15 protein-coding genes are annotated in these 16565 nt (G+C 66.5%); 3 read left to right on the forward strand and 12 right to left on the reverse strand.

Annotation, left to right across the window (positions count from 1 at the left end):
• From DFR40_RS14880 to DFR40_RS14930, 11 genes are all read right to left on the reverse strand, one after another.
• A partial coding sequence (locus DFR40_RS14880; RefSeq protein ID WP_121459293.1) for a retention module-containing protein occupies positions 1-593 on the reverse strand: 593 nt, incomplete at its 3' end.
• Positions 594-677: 84 nt separating this feature from the next.
• Positions 678-1289, reverse strand: coding sequence for a response regulator transcription factor (locus tag DFR40_RS14885; protein WP_211329815.1), 612 nt, complete (start codon positions 1287-1289; stop codon positions 678-680).
• Positions 1289-2707: an HlyD family type I secretion periplasmic adaptor subunit gene (locus tag DFR40_RS14890; RefSeq protein WP_121459294.1), complete on the reverse strand. Its 1419-nt coding sequence runs from the start codon at positions 2705-2707 to the stop codon at positions 1289-1291. The genes DFR40_RS14885 and DFR40_RS14890 overlap by 1 nt, the downstream gene beginning before the upstream one ends.
• Positions 2704-4869: a type I secretion system permease/ATPase gene (locus tag DFR40_RS14895; protein WP_121459295.1), complete on the reverse strand. Its 2166-nt coding sequence runs from the start codon at positions 4867-4869 to the stop codon at positions 2704-2706. Before DFR40_RS14895 ends, DFR40_RS14890 begins: the two co-directional genes overlap by 4 nt.
• Before the next feature lie 98 nt (positions 4870-4967).
• A complete protein-coding gene (locus tag DFR40_RS14900) occupies positions 4968-6239 on the reverse strand; it encodes a 6-phosphofructokinase (RefSeq protein WP_121459296.1) in 1272 nt (423 codons plus the stop codon).
• 4 nt (positions 6240-6243) lie between these two features.
• The gene (gene adk, locus DFR40_RS14905; RefSeq protein ID WP_121459297.1) at positions 6244-6897 is read right to left on the reverse strand and encodes an adenylate kinase; all 654 of its coding nucleotides are present in this window, start codon (positions 6895-6897) and stop codon (positions 6244-6246) included.
• An 85-nt stretch (positions 6898-6982) separates the two neighbouring features.
• On the reverse strand, positions 6983-7753 hold the full coding sequence (gene kdsB / locus DFR40_RS14910; protein ID WP_425453965.1) for a 3-deoxy-manno-octulosonate cytidylyltransferase: 771 nt from the start codon (positions 7751-7753) through the stop codon (positions 6983-6985).
• Positions 7753-7929 carry a Trm112 family protein gene (locus DFR40_RS14915; protein ID WP_121459299.1) on the reverse strand — a complete coding sequence of 59 codons (177 nt, stop codon included), beginning with the start codon at positions 7927-7929 and terminating at the stop codon, positions 7753-7755. Before DFR40_RS14915 ends, kdsB begins: the two co-directional genes overlap by 1 nt.
• On the reverse strand, positions 7910-8917 hold the full coding sequence (gene lpxK, locus DFR40_RS14920; protein ID WP_121459300.1) for a tetraacyldisaccharide 4'-kinase: 1008 nt from the start codon (positions 8915-8917) through the stop codon (positions 7910-7912). The genes DFR40_RS14915 and lpxK overlap by 20 nt, the downstream gene beginning before the upstream one ends.
• A complete protein-coding gene (locus DFR40_RS14925; RefSeq protein WP_121459301.1) occupies positions 8917-9333 on the reverse strand; it encodes an ExbD/TolR family protein in 417 nt (138 codons plus the stop codon). Before DFR40_RS14925 ends, lpxK begins: the two co-directional genes overlap by 1 nt.
• Before the next feature lie 3 nt (positions 9334-9336).
• Complete coding sequence (locus tag DFR40_RS14930; protein ID WP_121459302.1) at positions 9337-9942, reverse strand: MotA/TolQ/ExbB proton channel family protein; 606 nt, start codon at positions 9940-9942, stop codon at positions 9337-9339.
• Positions 9943-10227: 285 nt separating this feature from the next.
• Here DFR40_RS14930 and xseA point away from each other — a divergent pair, with 285 nt between their 5' ends.
• From xseA to DFR40_RS14945, 3 genes are all read left to right on the forward strand, one after another.
• Positions 10228-11580, forward strand: coding sequence for an exodeoxyribonuclease VII large subunit (gene xseA, locus DFR40_RS14935; RefSeq protein WP_121459303.1), 1353 nt, complete (start codon positions 10228-10230; stop codon positions 11578-11580).
• A gap of 36 nt (positions 11581-11616) precedes the next feature.
• Positions 11617-12204, forward strand: a complete 588-nt coding sequence (locus tag DFR40_RS14940) for a superoxide dismutase (RefSeq protein ID WP_028996082.1) — start codon at positions 11617-11619, stop codon at positions 12202-12204.
• 95 nt (positions 12205-12299) lie between these two features.
• On the forward strand, positions 12300-16055 hold the full coding sequence (locus tag DFR40_RS14945) for an ATP-binding protein (RefSeq protein ID WP_121459304.1): 3756 nt from the start codon (positions 12300-12302) through the stop codon (positions 16053-16055).
• Positions 16056-16062: 7 nt separating this feature from the next.
• On the opposite strand, the gene DFR40_RS14950 is transcribed toward DFR40_RS14945, so the two are convergent.
• A complete protein-coding gene (locus DFR40_RS14950; protein WP_170160243.1) occupies positions 16063-16506 on the reverse strand; it encodes an SET domain-containing protein-lysine N-methyltransferase in 444 nt (147 codons plus the stop codon).
• Positions 16507-16565: the final 59 nt, after the last annotated feature.

The following is a 16565-nucleotide window of genomic DNA, read 5'->3' on the forward strand; positions in this document are numbered from 1 at the left end:
TTCAGCTCCACAGGATTCGCCGACGTCGTGCTGAACGCCACATCAAACACCAGCGCCTGGCCTTCCGCTACATCAGCGTCTCCAATCGTCAGGACGATCGGCTCTTCAGCCGGCAGAACCGCCGCCTGCAGGGTATCTTCCGGAGCACCGCGCTCGGTCGCATAACCGTAGGACTGGCCGGACACCGACTCGACCACACGCAGGAACTCGACGAAGGAATGGCCTTCGTTACCGGCTGCGATTTCACCGGCAGCCGGGGCTTCAAGCAGGGCATCGAGATCGCCACCTTCGGTCAGGGCGCTGGCCAGCTGATCGAAACCTCCGCTGGTTCTGGCGACCGCACTGTCGCTGGCATCGGGTTTTTCCTGGGCAGCGACTTCGGCATCGACCTTGACCGCTTCGCGTTCGCTGACCACCATGTTCCGGCCATCGGCCATGGTCAGGACGACCTGTGCGCCATTACCGGAGACGACGGTGTCGCCCTCGCGAATGACATCGCCGGCTTTCAGACGACGCAGATTGCCTGCGCTGTCGCGGGCATAAGCTTCGCCAGTAAGGGAGGAAACCTTGGCAATAACGTTGGCTTGGGCCATGACACAACTCCTGACACTATGGGTGATGACCTAGTGTAGGGAGCGAAATGCCGATTGCCTATTGCACCAAAGTACAGTTTTCAATCAGCGCCCGGCGCCGTTGATCTTGAGTGAAAGCTGCAGCCGGTCGCGGACCCCGGTTTTCTCGAAAATCGCGGTCAGATGGGCCTTCACCGTCCGCTCAGCGATCGCCAGGCGATCGGCGATCTCCTTGTTGCTGGCTCCGCCGGCAACCATCCGGGCCACCTGACGCTCGCGCTCGGACAGCAACTCGAGCAAGCTGCCGCTCTCTGCCGTCGCCCCCTGACCGAGAATGCGCGCGGTGTTGCCGATCAGTTGCTGGAGCAATCGCTGTCCGACCCAGAGGCCGCCGTTCTCGACGACCAGGGCCACCTGCTGCAGGACCTCGGGCGCGGCATGGGTGTTGCAGCAACCGGCGGCGCCGGCAGCCAGAACATCGAGGATCAGGGCATCGTCGGGCTGATCGGCAAGGACGACGATGAACTTGCCGGGGACGAACAAGGGCGGCAGGACATCCGTGTGTTTCTCGCCGGCACGCAACCGGCACCAGCGAATCTTGCCGGCACCTGGCTGGACGCGGTTGCCCACCGAACGCAGGACGACGTTCGCCGCCGGCATCGCTGCACGCCAGTTGGGCAGCATCCGTGCTTCGCTATCGATGATCTCGTCGTTCATCAACGCTCCGTCATGGCGACGCTCTTGGCCCGCAAGACCGGCTTGAGCAGGTAGGTGAGGACGCTCTTCTTGCCGGTCAGGATATCGACTTCGGCAACCATCCCGGGAATGATCGGCAGATTGGCATCGCCAAAACCGGGCTTGTTGGTCCGTACGCGAACGAGATAGAAGGCGTTGCCCTTGTCGTCCATGACCGTATCGGCACTGATGTGCTCGAGCGTCCCCTCGAGACCACCGTAGATCGAGAAATCGTAGGCCGAAAACTTGACCATCGCCGGCTGCCCGGGCCTGAGGAAGGCAATGTCGCGGGGCAGGACACGTGCCTCGAGCAGCAATGCATCCTCGAGCGGGACGATCTCGATCATGTCCTTGCCGGCCTGGACGACGCCACCCACGGTATTGACCAGCAGGCGCTTGACGACGCCCTTGACCGGCGAGCGGATCGATGACTGCTTGACACGATCCGAGAGGGCAACGCTGCCCTCGGCCAGCCCGCTGAGCTTGGTGGTCGTTTCCGAGAGTTCCTTGCCGGCATCGTTGCGGAAACTCAGCTCGACTTCCTCGATCTTGCGCCGAGCCTCGTTGATCGCTGCCTGGGCACGGGTGATCTGGGCGCCGGCCATATCGCGCTCGCCGCGGTAACGCGAAACGTCGCGCTCGAGACGCAGCAGTTCGACTTCCGAGACAGCGCCGGAATTGATCAGCGGGCGGGTCTGCGACAGCTCCTGCGAGGTCAGGTCGTACCCCTGGGCGGCCTGGGCCCGGCGGGCGCTGGCTTCGTTCAGTTCCTGCTGACGCTGGGCCAGCTGCTGGCGAGCAATCGACAGCGCCGCCTCGAGTTCGCTGGTACGTGCGGCATAAAGCTGGCGTTCCTGCTCGACGATTTCCGGCGTTTCAGCGATCACCTCGGGCGGCGGCACGAACGCAGTACCGTCCGAAATCGCCCGCAGGCGGGCCGCCTTGGCCAGCAGACCGAGATACTGCGCCCGGTTTTCCTTGACCGACGAAACGAAGCGGGTTTCGTCGATCTTAATCAGCAACTGGTCTTCCTCGACGATATCACCCTCGCGCACCAGGATGTCGGAAACCAGACCACCATCGATCGACTGCAGGATCTGCAGCTGGCGCGACGGAATCACCCGCCCCTCGCCGCGGGTCACTTCGTCGAGCTGGGCGAACGCTGCCCAGATGATGAAGATGACGAAGACGATCCCGATCGAACGCAGCAGCACCCGGGCCCGCAGCGGCTCCTGACGCAGCATCGCCAGGTCGGCATCAGTGGCGAAATCGACGACCTCGACCTCCTCGCGGTTGGGCAAACGCCCGAGCAGGCGCTCCAGGTAGGGCTTGGCCCGCACTGCAATGCGCTCGAGCCACAGGTGTACGCGCTGCGCCAGTTGCCTCAGCCGCCCGATCATGACTTTCTCCCGATGCGACCGCTCTGCAGCGCCTGGATCACCTGATCGCGCGGACCGTCGGCGACCACCTTGCCTTCGTCGATGACGATCACCCGGGTGGCCAGGTCGAGCAGGCTGTTGCGGTGGGTGACGATGATCACCGTCTTGTGCGCCGCAATCGACTGCAGACGCTGCTTGAACTGCTGCTCCGAGGAGAAATCCATCGCACTGGTCGGTTCGTCGAGCATCAGGATCGGCGGATCCATCAGGAAGGCGCGGGCGATCGCGACGCCCTGGCGCTGGCCGCCGGACAGCGAATCGCCGCGCTCGCCGATCATCATGTCGAAACCGTCCGGATGACGATTGACGAACTCGCTCAAGCCGCCGGCCTCGGCTGCGGCAAGGACGGTCGCATCGTCGGCATAGGGCGCGCCGATGGTGATGTTGTCGCGCAGCGTGCCGTAGAACAGGGTGACGTCCTGGGCGACGTAGCCGATATTGCGGCGCAGGTCGGCCGGATCGAGCTGGCGGACATCGACGCCGTCGATGCTGACGGCGCCCCCGGTCGCCTGGTAGAGGCCCATCAGCATCTTCTGCAAGGTCGTCTTGCCGGAACCGACGCGGCCGATGACAACCACCTTCTCGCCGGCCTTGATGCTGAAGTTGATGCCGCGCAGCGCCGCCACCTGGGCGTTCGGGTAGCTGAATTCGACGTCGCGGAACTCGATGTCGCCGCGCAGTTCAGGGCGATGCACGAAACTGGCATCGGCCGGCCGCTCGACCGGATTGCTCATGACCTGTTCGAGCGAGGTCAGCGAGACCTTGGCATTGTGATACTGCATGAGCAGGCCGACCATCTGTCCGAGTGGGGCGACGGCGCGCGAGGAGAGCATGGTGCCGGCAATCAGCCCGCCCATGCTGAGCATGCCCTCGCCGATCAGGTAGACACCGACGATGATCACCGCGACATTGACCAGTTGCTGAATTTCCATCGCGCCATTGGTGGCGGCGGCGGACAGGAAGCGCATCTGGTTGTTGACGCGCGAGACGAAGGCCACCGACTTTTCCCACTTGGCCTGCATGATGCTCTCGGCCCCCTGGGTCTTGATCGTTTCCAATGCCGTCAGGCTTTCGATCAGCGTCGCGTTGCGCAACGCGCCGGCGCGATAGGTCGTTTCCGAAAGCTCGTGCATCTTGTGCTGGAGGACGTAGGCGTAGACCAGGACCAGGATCATCGCCGCCAGCACCGGCAGGATCAGCGGCCAGGCGATGATGCCGATGACCAGCAGGAAGAGAAGCGCGAACGGCAGGTCGATGAAGGTGGTCACCGTCGCCGAGGTGATGAAGTCGCGCACCGATTCGAACGAGCGCAGGTTGGAGGCGAACGAGCCGACCGCCGCCGGCCGCGCCTCCATGCGTACACCGAGCACGCGCTCCATGATCTTCGCCGACAGTTGCATGTCGATGCGGGCACTGGCGAGGTCGATGAAATAGCCGCGCAGGGTGCGCAGCACGAAATCGACGCCGACCACGAGGACGATGCCGAGCGCCAGCACCCACAAGGTCTCGAGCGCCCGGTTGGGGACGACCCGGTCATACACGTTCATCGAGAACAGCGGCAGGCAAAGTGCCAGCACGTTGATCAGCAGTGCCGCCGCCAGTACGTCGCGATACACCGGCCACTGGTCGGCCAGCGCCCCCCAGAACCAGTGGCGCAACTTGACCTCGCCGACCTGCGGCGTACGCTTGTCGAAACGGAAATGCGGACGGGCGAAGATGGCGACGCCGGCATAGCGCGCCGCCAGTTCGTCGCGGCCGACCAGTACCGTGCCCTGGCCGGTTTCCGGGAAAAGCAGGCGGGCGTTGTCGCCGGATTCGTCCCAGCCGAGCAGGACGCAGGCTTCCTCGCCCTTGAGCATGAGCACCGCCGGCAGCAGCAACTGGTCGATGTTGCTCAGCGAACGGCGCACCAGCTTGGCCGACAGGCCGGCGCGGGCAGCCGCGCGGGCGAACAAAGAGGGGGTCAGCAAGCCGCCCTCGAGCGGCAGACCGGTGACGAGCGCCGCCCGTGTCGCCGGACGGCCATGGATGCGGGTCAACTCGACCAGACAATCAAGCAGGGGATCGTGATGCAACAAATCCTCGCGGACCCCGGTCGTCACGCTCGCCACAGAAATGCTCATGCCTCTCGTTACCCCCTGTTTTCCTGGTTCCCGATTCTAACCTCAGCCTTTCGCCATAATTGCAAAACATTGCAAAGGAATTTGACGGTCGACCGCCGTTACGGCACAAAATCGGGCAGGCGGCGCGCCACCCGCCGGTTGGCCAGGCGGACGTAGTCGGGTAGACCGGCGCGATAAGGCGGCGGATCCTCGCCCTCGATCAGCGGCTGCAGGTAGGTGCGGCAGGCGTCGGTGATGTGGAAACCGTCCGCCGAGATGAACTCGGCCGGCATCCGGTGTTCGCGGTTGGCCACTGCGCTCAGCGGCACTTCGCCGATTTCCCAGCGGTAGGGGCGATCGGCGAGCCGGCGCAGGCTGAGCATGATGTTGGTTTTTCCCTGAACCGCCCGGTCGACCGCGGCAACCCCGAGGGCGTGCGCCTGCGCGACGTCGGTCCCGGAAGCCAGGTGGCGCGCCGCCCGTTGCAGGTAGTCGGCAAGCGCCAGATGGTATTTGTAGCCAAGACGGGCATGGATCAACTCGGCCACGAAACGGCCGACACCGCCGGCCCGGGTGTGGCTGGGCAGTTCGTCCGAGGCACGACCGCCGATCTCGCAGCCGCCGTCGTCGCACAGGCCTTCGGCGACGGCGATGGCGCAATAGCCGTGGCGGCGGACGCAGGCATCGACACGCGCCAGGAAGCGGTCGGCGTCGAAGGGAACTTCGGGAAACAACAGGATGTGCGGCGGATCGCCCTCGCGTTCGCTGGCCAGGCCGGCGGCAGCGGCGATCCAGCCGGCGTGGCGGCCCATCGCCTCGAGGATGAAGATGCGGGTCGAGGTGCGCGCCATCGAGGCGACATCGAAGCCGGCCTCGCGCATCGAGGTGGCAACGTACTTGGCGACCGAACCGAAACCGGGACAGGTGTCGGTCAGCGCCAGGTCGTTATCGACCGTCTTGGGAATGCCGATCACCGTCAGCGGGTGACCGAGCGCAGCGAGCGTTTGCGACAGGTGCCAGGCGGCGCCCATGGTGCCGTCGCCGCCATTGAAGAAGAAATAGCCGATCTCGTGCGCCCGGAAAACCTCGACCAGGCGTTCGAAGTGGGCCCGGTGCGTGGCCAGCGGGCCAAGATGGTAGCGGCTCGAGCCGAAGGCGCCCCCCGGGCAGTAGCGCAGGCGGGCGATGTCCTCGTCGGACTCGAGACTGGTGTCGATCAGGTCCTCGGTCAGCGCCCCGAGAATCCCGTCGTGGCCGGCATAGACCTTGCCGATCCGTTGCGGATGCAGCAAATGCAGACGGCGTGCTTCCTGGATCAGGCCGCACGCCGTCGCGTTGATCACGGCGGTGACGCCTCCCGACTGCGCGTAGAAGGCATTCCTCGCCGCCATCGGTTTACTTCAGGGCGTTGAAGACCGCCGCAGTGATGCTGTCGACGCTGCCGACACCAGCGATCTTGCGCACCTTCGGCGCCGCGGCATCGCCCGCTGCAGCCCACTGGCCGTAGAAATCGACCAGTGGCTTGGTCTGCGAGTGATAGACGTCGAGCCGCTTCTTGACCGTTTCTTCCTTGTCGTCGTCGCGCTGGACCAGGTCCTCGCCGGTGACGTCATCCTTGCCTTCGACCTTGGGCGGGTTGAACTTGACGTGGTAGGTGCGGCCCGAGGCCAGGTGGGCACGGCGGCCGGCCATGCGCTCGATGATGTCGCTGTCGGGCACGTCGATCTCGAGCACGAACTCGATCGGCACGCCGGCGTCCTTCATCGCCTGCGCCTGCGGAATGGTGCGCGGAAAACCGTCGAACAGGTAGCCGTTCTTGCAGTCGTCCTGCTGCAGGCGGTCCTTGACCATGCCGATGATCACGGCGTCCGGCACCAGGCCGCCGGCGTCCATGTGCTTCTTGGCTTCCAGGCCGAGCGGCGTCCCTGCCTTGACCTGGGCGCGCAGCATGTCGCCGGTCGAGATCTGCGGGATGCCGAACTTCTCGCAGATGTATTTGGCTTGCGTGCCCTTGCCGGCGCCGGGTGCGCCCAAAAGAATCAGTTTCATGGAAAGTCCCTCTGGTTACGTATGAAAATTCTTGTTGTCGGCTGTTATGGCGCCGTTCTCTAGACGTCCGAACTTACCTGCTTATTCAGGCATGGTCAAACAGTTTGCGCATCCTTTCGGCGTCCTCCGGGGTATCGACGCCGGGTGCCGGCGCCGCGTCCACCAGCGTCACGCTGATCCGGTAGCCGTGCCACAGCGCGCGCAGCTGCTCGAGGGCCTCGAAGTGCTCGGTGGGGGCCACGGTCAACCCCGCGTAAGCCTTCAAAAAGCTCGCCCGGTAGGCGTACAGCCCGACGTGGCGATAGGCCGGCAAATCGGCCGGCAAGCTGCGGCCGCCGCCTTCGCGGGCGAAGTGGTCGCGCGCATAGGGCACCGGCGCCCGCGAGAAGTAGGCGGCATCGCCGTCGGCGCGGCAGACGACCTTGACCACGTTGGGGTTGAAGAAGTCGGCCGGATCGACGATCGGATGCGCAACGGTGGCAATGTCGGCACCGCTGACCGCGAGCTGGCGCGCGGTCTGGACGATGATTTCCGGCTCGATCAGCGGCTCGTCGCCCTGGACATTGACGACGATGGTGTCGTTGCCCCAGCCGCGCTGGGCGACGACCTCGGCCAGACGGTCGGTCCCGGTCGGATGATCGGCACGCGTCATCAGCGCGGCGAACTCGTGGGCTTCACAGGCGGCACGCACCGCGGCATCGTCGGTCGCCACCCAGATTTCCTCGGCGCCGGACAGGTGCGCCCGTTCGGCCACGCGCACGACCATCGGCTTGCCGCCAAGATCGAGCAGCGGCTTGCCGGGCAGCCGGCTGGACGCGAAACGCGCCGGGATGACGACCTTGAAGGCCGGCGTGATCACGCTTCGTCGGCGCCCAGCTGGCGCGCTTCGTCGGCAAGCATCACCGGGATGTCGTCGCGGATCGGGTAAGCCAGTTTGCACGGCTTGCAGACCAGCTCCTGCGCCGCCTTGCGGTGTTCGAGGGGGCCCTTGCAGACCGGGCAAACGAGAATTTCAAGCAATCGGGCGTCCACGCAGCTTCTCCACTATCAAATCGGTCAATGCCGGCGACAGGCCGGCCTCGACGGGCAGCACCCAGGCCTCGCCCGTCGTCAGTCCGGCGCATTTTACTGCATCCTTCTCGGTCATCAGCAGCACCGCGTCGTCGGCGAAGGCGAGATCGGCCGCCACATAGGCATGGTGATCGGCGAAGGGATGGGCGACGAAATCGAGGCCGAGGCCGCGCAAGGTGGCGAAGAAACGCTGCGGATCGCCGATGCCGGCGACCGCATGGAGCTTGCGGCCGCGCAGCGCGGCCGCCGGGCAGCGCCGCCCTGGCTCGCCCAGGCGCCAGAACTCGCCGGCCTGCAAGCTCATCGCAAAAGCCGGCGTGGCACCGGCCAGCGACTGCGCCGCGAAATCGTTGCCAATCACCGCGTCGACCGTGGACAGTCGGGACAGCGGCTCGCGCAGCGGTCCCAGCGGCAGCCGCCAGCCGTTGCCGGCGGCGCGGCGGTCGAACACTGCCAGTTCGACGTCGCGAGCCAGCCGGTAATGCTGCAGGCCGTCGTCGCAGAGCAGCACGTCGACCTCGGGATGCGCCGCCAGCAAGGCGGCACCAGCCGCCGCCCGGTCGCGGCCGACCCACACCGGCAGCGCACTGCGCCGGGCAAGCAGGAGCGGTTCGTCGCCGACCTCGGCCGGCGACGATGCCTCCGTCACCGGCCGGGGCGCCGCCATGGCGGCACCGTAGCCGCGGCTGACGATGCCCGGATGCCAGCCGCGCGCACGCAACTCGCCGGCCAGCCAGAGGGTCAGCGGCGTCTTGCCGGCACCGCCGACGATCAGGTTGCCGACGACGACGACCGGCACCGCCAGCCGGACCGGCCGCGCCCGTCGGCGGCGCCAGGCGGCACCGGCGACGAAGAGCAGGTGCAGCGGCAGCAGCAACGGCAGCAAAAGCCACAACGCCGGCGTCAGCCGGCGTTGGAACCATTGTCGCTGCAGCCAGCCAGCCAGCATCACTGGGCCGACTGGGTGGCGAAGGAAATGTGCGGATAACCGGCCGACTGCGCCGCCTGCATGACGTCGACGACGCGCTGGTGGGTGGCCTTGGCGTCGGCATTGATGACGATCACCGGATCGTTGCGACCGCCGGCCGCCTGCTGCAGGGCCGCCGAGATGGCATTGACGTCGGTGGCCGCCAGCGGCGACTTGTTGACCAGCACCTGGCCGCCGGCGGTGACCGCCACGTCGATCTCGTTGGGCTGCTCGTTCTGCTGGTTGACGTCGGCCGTCGGCAGGTTGATCTCGAGCCCGGCGAACTTCGAGTAGGTCGTCGTCAGCATCAGGAAGATGATGATCACCAGAAGGACGTCGATCATCGGGATCAGGTTGATTTCCGGCTCTTCGCGGCCGCGTCCGCGCTGGAAGTTCATCGCTTACTTCCGGTCGCCGTGCATGATCTCGACCAGGCGCACCGCCTGCTGCTCCATCTCGACGACGAAACTGTCGACCAGCGCCCGGAAATGGCGCCAGAAGATCATGCTGGGAATCGCGATGAAGATGCCGAAACCGGTGTTGTAGAGCGCAATCGAGATGCCGTGGGCGAGCTGCTGCGGGTTGCCGGTGCCCGGCGCCTGCGAGCCGAAGATCTCGATCATCCCGACGACGGTGCCGAACAGGCCCATCAGCGGGCTGATCGAGGCGATCGTGCCGAGCGTGGTCAGGTAGCGGTTGAGATCATGGGCGACGGCCGAGCCGGCTTCCTCGATCGATTCCTTCATCACTTCGCGCGAGTTGCCGACATTGCGCAAGCCGGCGGCGAGGACGCGACCGAGCGGCGAATGGCGCTCGAGGTCGTCGAGCAGCTTGCTGTTGTCGCCGCCCCGGCGGAATTCGCCGACCGCGCGCTGGAGCAGGCCGGGCGGCACGATCCGGGCACGGCGCAGGGCCGCCAGACGCTCGATGATCAGCGCCACGGCGATGATCGAAGCCAGCAACAAGGGCCAGATGGGCCAGCCGGCCGCTTTGACGATTTCAAACACGTGACATTGTCCTTGAGGAAATTGCAGTCCGCAATTCTGCCTCCCCCTCGCCGCAGGGGCAAGCGCGGCGATTTTCCGGCGGCCGCCGGGCTTATCCCCAAAAGCTGTGGATAAGTCTGTGGAAGAGCTGTAGTGACAGCCCGCAAACCCGCAAGAAACAAGGATTCTTCCTGCCCTGCCAAAAAACGAGGCATTTCGTTAAGACCGTTTAAAATCAATAACTTGAATTTGAAAACAAATGTCAAGAAGCTATCGCAACGCGGCCTGGCCGGGTAGAATCCGGCCATGCACACCGCCCCGCCGCCTGTCAATAACTCCGTCCTCAGCGTCAGCGCCCTCAACCGCCTGGTCCGCGACTGCCTGGAGAGCGCCTTCCCGCTGAGCTGGGTCGGCGGCGAGATTTCCAACCTGACCTACGCCGCCTCCGGCCACGTCTATTTCTCGCTCAAGGACGCCGGCGCCCAGGTGCGCTGCGTGATGTGGCGCAGCCGCGCCCAGACGCTCGGCTGGCGGCTGGAGAACGGACAGAAGATCGAGGCCCGGGCGCTGGTTTCGTTCTACGAGCCGCGCGGCGAATTCCAGCTGAGCGTCGAAGCGATCCGCCGCGCCGGCCAGGGCGACCTCTTCGAGCGTTTCCTGCAACTCAAGGCACAACTTGAAAACGAGGGACTTTTCGCGGTCGACCGTAAACGTCCGCTGCCCGGCTTTCCACGCCGCCTGGCCATCGTCACCAGCGCGCAGGCCGCCGCCCTGCGCGACGTGCTGACGACGCTGCACCGGCGCTCGCCACAGGTCGCGATCAGCCTGTTCCCGACCCCGGTGCAGGGCGAAGGCGCCGGCCTGCGCATCGCCGCGGCACTGGCTGCGGCCGGCCGCAGCGACTGCGACGCGATCATCCTCTGCCGCGGCGGCGGCAGCCTCGAGGATCTCTGGGCCTTCAACGAGGAAGCCGTCGCCCGTGCCATCGCCGCCTGTCCGCTCCCGGTGATCAGCGGCGTCGGCCACGAAACCGATTTCACCATCGCCGATTTCGCCGCCGACCGGCGCGCCCCGACGCCGACCGCCGCCGCCGAGATGGCAGCGCCCGAACGCCAGCGCCTGCTCGAACGGCTGAGCCAGCTGCAGGCACGCCTGCAGCGCGCCGGCGAGCGCCGCCTCGGCGACCAGCGCCAGCGACTGGACTGGCTGGCCAGCCGCCTGGTCGACCCGGCCGAACAACTCGCCCGCCGCCACGACCACCTGACTCGCCTGGGCGACCGCCTGCGCCGCGCGCTCCTTGCCGGCACCGCCCAGCACGCGCTGCGCCTGACCGCACTGGCCCGCCGCGCCGACCTCGCCGCCCCGCGCACCGCGCTCCGCCACCAGGCCGTCGATCGACTCGCCCGACGCCTGCAGCAGGCCAGCGAATGGCAGGCGAGACAACGGCAGATGAAACTAAATGCGCTCGCCGCCGGTCTCAAGCAGCTGGATCCGCAAGCCGTGCTCGCGCGCGGCTATGCACTGGTCCGCGGCCCCGACGGACGGGCCTTGCGCAGCAGTCTGACGGTCAACCCCGGTGCCGGCCTGAAAATCAGCCTGGCGGCAGGAAGCCTCGCCGCCACCGTCACCGAGGTTGTGGCCCCGGCGGAAGCTGACTAGAATTTTTGCCTTACCCCTCAAACAACGGAGAAAACAATGGAACATCAACTGCCCGCCCTGCCCTACGCCAAGGACGCCCTCGCCCCGCACATGTCGGCCGAGACCTTCGACTACCACTACAGCAAGCACCACAATGCCTACGTGGTTAACCTGAACAACCTAATCAAGGGCACCGAATACGAAGCCCTCGACCTCGAAGCCATCGTCAAGAAGGCCCCGGCCGGCGGCATCTACAACAACGCCGCCCAGGTCTGGAACCACACCTTCTTCTGGAACTGCATGAAGCCGAACGGCGGCGGCGCCCCGAGCGGTGCCCTGGCGGCTGCCATCGACGCCAAGTGGGGTTCGCTCGACGCTTTCAAGACCGCCTTCCAGACCTCGGCCGTCGGCAACTTCGGTTCCGGCTGGACCTGGCTGGTGAAGAAGGCCGACGGTTCCCTCGACATCGTCAACATGGGCGCCGCCGGCACCCCGCTGACCACCGGCGACAAGGCCCTGCTCTGCGTCGACGTCTGGGAACACGCCTACTACATCGACTACCGCAACCTGCGTCCGAAGTTCGTCGAGACCTTCCTCAACAATCTGGTCAACTGGTCGTTCGCCGAAGCCAATTTCGCCGGCTAAGCCACTACCAGCGCCATCCCGGGGGAGACAAGAGCTCCCCCTTTTTTTGCCCGCCCGCCGGGCGACAAAGCCACCTCTCCCGCCCCACGGCAACGATGAACGCACCCGCCAGCGCCAGTCCCGAAACGCAACTGAAGATCCAGCTTCTCGGCAAGGTTTCGCTCAGCCTGGACGGCGTCGAGCACGGCAATTTCGCCTACGACAAGATCCGCGCCCTGCTCGGCTACCTGGCTGCCGCGCCGGGCCAGTGGTTTCGCCGCGACGCGCTGGCCGAACTGCTGTGGCCCAACGCCAGCGGCGAAGCGGCACGGATCAGCCTGCGCCGCGCCCTCTACGAGCTGCGCCAACTGTTCGAGACAATCGGCATCGATCCGCTCCAGGCCAACCGCAACTCGATCGGCTTCTTCCCCGACCGGCGAGTCAGCATCGATCTCGTCGAATTCATCGCCGACGCACCGGGCGACCACGAGACGACGGCCGCGATGCAGGCGCTGGCCAGACAAGCCGCGCTGTACTGGGGCAATTTCCTCGAAGGCGTGCAGGTCGCCGATTCGGCAGAGTTCGACCACTGGCTGCAGGTCCGCCGCGAAGCGCTGCTGCAGCGGGCGATCGGCATGCTCGACCGGCTCGTCGCCTGGCATGCCCGCCAGGGCCAGCGCGAGGCCGCGATCCGCCACGTCCGGCGCAAGCTCGAACTGACGCCGTGGATCGAGGCCAATTACTGCCAGCTGATGGAACTGCTGGCCGAAGACGGCCACTACGGCCAGATCTGGCAGACCTATCTCGACTGCCAGCGCTACCTGCAGCGGGAAATGGGCCTGGAACCGGAAAGCCGGACCACCGAACTGGCCCAGCGCCTGTGCCGCGAACAGGCCATTCCCCCGCAGCAACCGGCGCGCGTGCTCCAGCGCAGTCCGCTGACCGTGCTCGCCTGCCGCATCTCGCCGCCGGATGGCGCCGCCAGCGAGGACTATTTCTCCGAGCTGGCCGCCGCCGCCGGCAGCGTCCGCGATGTCGTCCAGCGGCACAACGGGCATTTTTCGGCGATCCACGCCAACCTGCTGGTCGGCTACTTCGGCTTTCCGAAGGCCCGCGAGCAGGCCGCCCGCGAAGCGATCAACGCCGCCCTGGAAACCCGCGCCTGCATTTCCGGCTTCTCCCGCATCGAATGCCGCCAGGCGCTGCATCGCGGGCTGAGCCTGCTCGACGAGCGCTACGCCTTTCCCGACGTCGATGGCGGCATCAGCCAGCAGGCCATCGCCATGCTCGGCAAGGTCCAGCGCAACGACATCCACGTCTCGCCCGGGATGTTCGAGCAGATTCGCGAGCACATCGGCGGCCAGCCTGTGGATGATGGCAACATCCGCATCCGCGAACGGCGCGAACGCCCCCTGACCCGACGCCGCGCGCTCAGCCACCCGCTGGTCGGCCGCCGCCAGGAAATGCACTTCCTGCTCGAATGCTGGCGCGACGCGGCCAATCTCGGCATCGCCTGCGTCCAGATCACCGGTGAACCCGGCATCGGCAAATCGCGCCTGCTGCAAGCCCTGGTTCGCCAGCTGCGCAGCCGCGGTGCGCGCGCCAGTACCCTGCACTGCCTGCCGGAAACCCAGCACGCCACCTACCAGCCGATCGCCGCCGCGCTGGCCAGACTGCTGCGCGACGACGCCAACCTGCCCCAGGCCGAGCGCCAGGCCCGACTGAAGAAGCGAATCGAGCGCGGCCCGGGTTTTCTTGCCGATCATGCCGAAGTCATCCAGCGCCTGCTCGGTCTGCCCTCCGCCCTCGACGCCATCAGCGACGGGCAACAGCTGACCGGACGCATCGAAGACGGCATCAGCCGACTGCTCGACGACATGACCGAAGGCGCCCCCTGGCTGCTGGTCGTCGAAGACACCCACTGGTGCGACAGCGAAACCCTGGCACTGCTGCGCCGCCTGACCAGCGAACGTTGGCGCCGGCGCCGGCAACCGCTGCTGATCGTCACCACCTCGCGCCACCCCGAACACATCGGCGACTACGCCCCGCAACTGGCCCTCGCCGCGCTGCCCGGGGAAGAAACCGCCGAACTCGCCCGCAGCCTGGTCAACGACAGCCTCGACGCAGCCCGCATCGCCGATGTCGTCCGACGCTCGGACGGCGTCCCGCTCTACGTCGAACAGCTGCTCTACGCCTTCGACCAGGGACTGGCCGAGGAGGGCATTCCCGGCAACCTGCACGACCTCCTCGCGACCCGGATCGACGCCCAGGGACGTCATCGCAAGCTGGCCCAGCAAGCCGCGGTGATCGGCCGGGAGTTCGAGCCGCAGCTGCTCGCCGCACTCTGGGACGATACCGAGGAAAACCTCCACGCCGGCCTGGCCGCCCTGCGCAACAACGGGCTGATCACCGCCAGCCAGACCCTGCCGTCATTCCGTCACGCACTGATCCGCGATGCCGCGCTGCAGTCGATTCCCAACGAGGAAAGGCGGCGCATCCGCCTGCGCCTGGCGCGGGTATTGCGCTCGCAGTTCAGCGAAAGGGTCAATCGCCACCCCGAACTGCTGGCCATCCATTTGGACGACGGCGAAGCCCCGGAAACCGCCGCCACCTGGCTGGCCGCCGGGCACCGGGCTGCCGGTGCCTCGCTGCAGCAGCAGGCCGCGCATTTCTTCCGCAACGGCCTGGCGGCACTGCGCTTCATCGGCGACACCGGGCAAGCGCGCGAAACCGAGTTTCACCTCCGCGTCGGCCTGGGCACCGCGCTGCTCGCCACCCAGGGTTACGGCAACGCCGAAAGCCGTGAACTGCTGGCCGGGGCGCTCGCGCTTTCCGACCGCCTGGGCAGCGACATCGAGGTCATCCGCGTGCTCTGGGGCCTCTGGCTGGGTGGTCGCTCGACCGGCTCGACCGAACATCCGCTGGCACTGGCCCGACACCTCGAGCAGGCTGCCCGCGACAGCGACGATCCGGGCGTCCGCCTGCAAGTGGCCTACGCCTACGGCAACAACTATTTCTGGCTGGCCCGCTACGACGAAGCCAGGAGCCACCTGGAAACCGCCATCAAGCTCGGACGGATGGACGATGGCGGGCAACGGATCGAACGCTTCGGTGAAAACAGCGCCGTACCGGCCCGCGCCTTCCTGTCCTGGATCGAGTGGATCGAAGGACGTCCGGCACTGGCCCTGGCGCAAGCCGACGCCGCCATTGCCGAGGCCCGCGCCTGCAAGCACGCGCACACGCTGGCCTTCGCCCTGACCTTTGCCGCCGTGCTCGGCAAGCACCTGCGCCGTCCCGAGCTGGCCGGCCAACACCTCGGCGAACTCGCTGAACTGGCACAAAGCAACGGCCTGCAGCTCTGGCAGGCAACCGCCGCCCTGGTCACCGGCTGGGTCCGTTGCGCCACCGGCGACGACAGCGGCCTGGCCTTCATCGAACAGGCTGCCGAGGCGGCGCACCGTGCGATGTCCGCCGTCGAGGCGACCTTTCTGGCCTTCTGGCTCGACGCCCTGCACCTGCTCGGACGCCTTGACGAAGCCGAGCAACTGGCGGCCCGCTGCATGAGCGTCATCGTCCACACCCAGGACAACTACCTGATTCCGGAAATACGCCGCATTCAGGGCGAAATCCAGCTCGCCCGCGGCAGCGCCGGCCGCCCGACGGCACTCGCGCTATTCGGCGAGGCCCTGGAACAGGCCCGCGAACAGGGTGCGACGATACTGGCGCTACGCGCCGCCAGCAGCCTGGTCCGCCACAGCCCTTCGCCGGACAACCGGGCAATCCTGCGCCACTGGCTGTCCCGCTGCGATCAGGAAATCGACATTCCCGACCTGGTCGAGGCAAAGGCCCTGCTCGACCCGATGCCCCACTGACCGCCGCTCAGCTGTCGGCAGGCGTATCCGGGCAAGGCTGCACATCGTGCTGGGCAAACCAGCGCTCGCCCTCGCAGGCGGCGCCGCCACCGGGGGCACTGTAGTTGATCGTCAATTCCTCGCCGGCCTCGATCCGACGCGCCGCCAGAAAAACGATGGCGTTGTTCTCGACATCGCCGCGGTAAACCATGTTCGCCGGATTGGCATGGTTGTACAGACTGCCGTAGCCGAGGGCCAGGGCCTGCAGCGATGCGCCGCCGGTCAGGCCTTGCCAGCTGAAGGCGTAATGGGTGATTTCCACCGGCAGATCGAAATGCTTGCAATCGACCAGCACGACCGGCGATACCTCGACCACCTCTCCCGGCTGGAATACCTTCCCGGCAAAGACCCCGCGCCCCCTGGCGGTCCCGGTCAGCGCCACGTGGATCGACGGTGGCAAGACTTTGTTCACGCAAGAACTCCGCAAAAACAAGCAAGCGGGCTGCCTGCAGCAGGCAGCCCCGGACAAGG

This window comes from Azonexus fungiphilus (assembly GCF_003634965.1).
GTDB lineage: Bacteria > Pseudomonadota > Gammaproteobacteria > Burkholderiales > Rhodocyclaceae > Azonexus > Azonexus fungiphilus.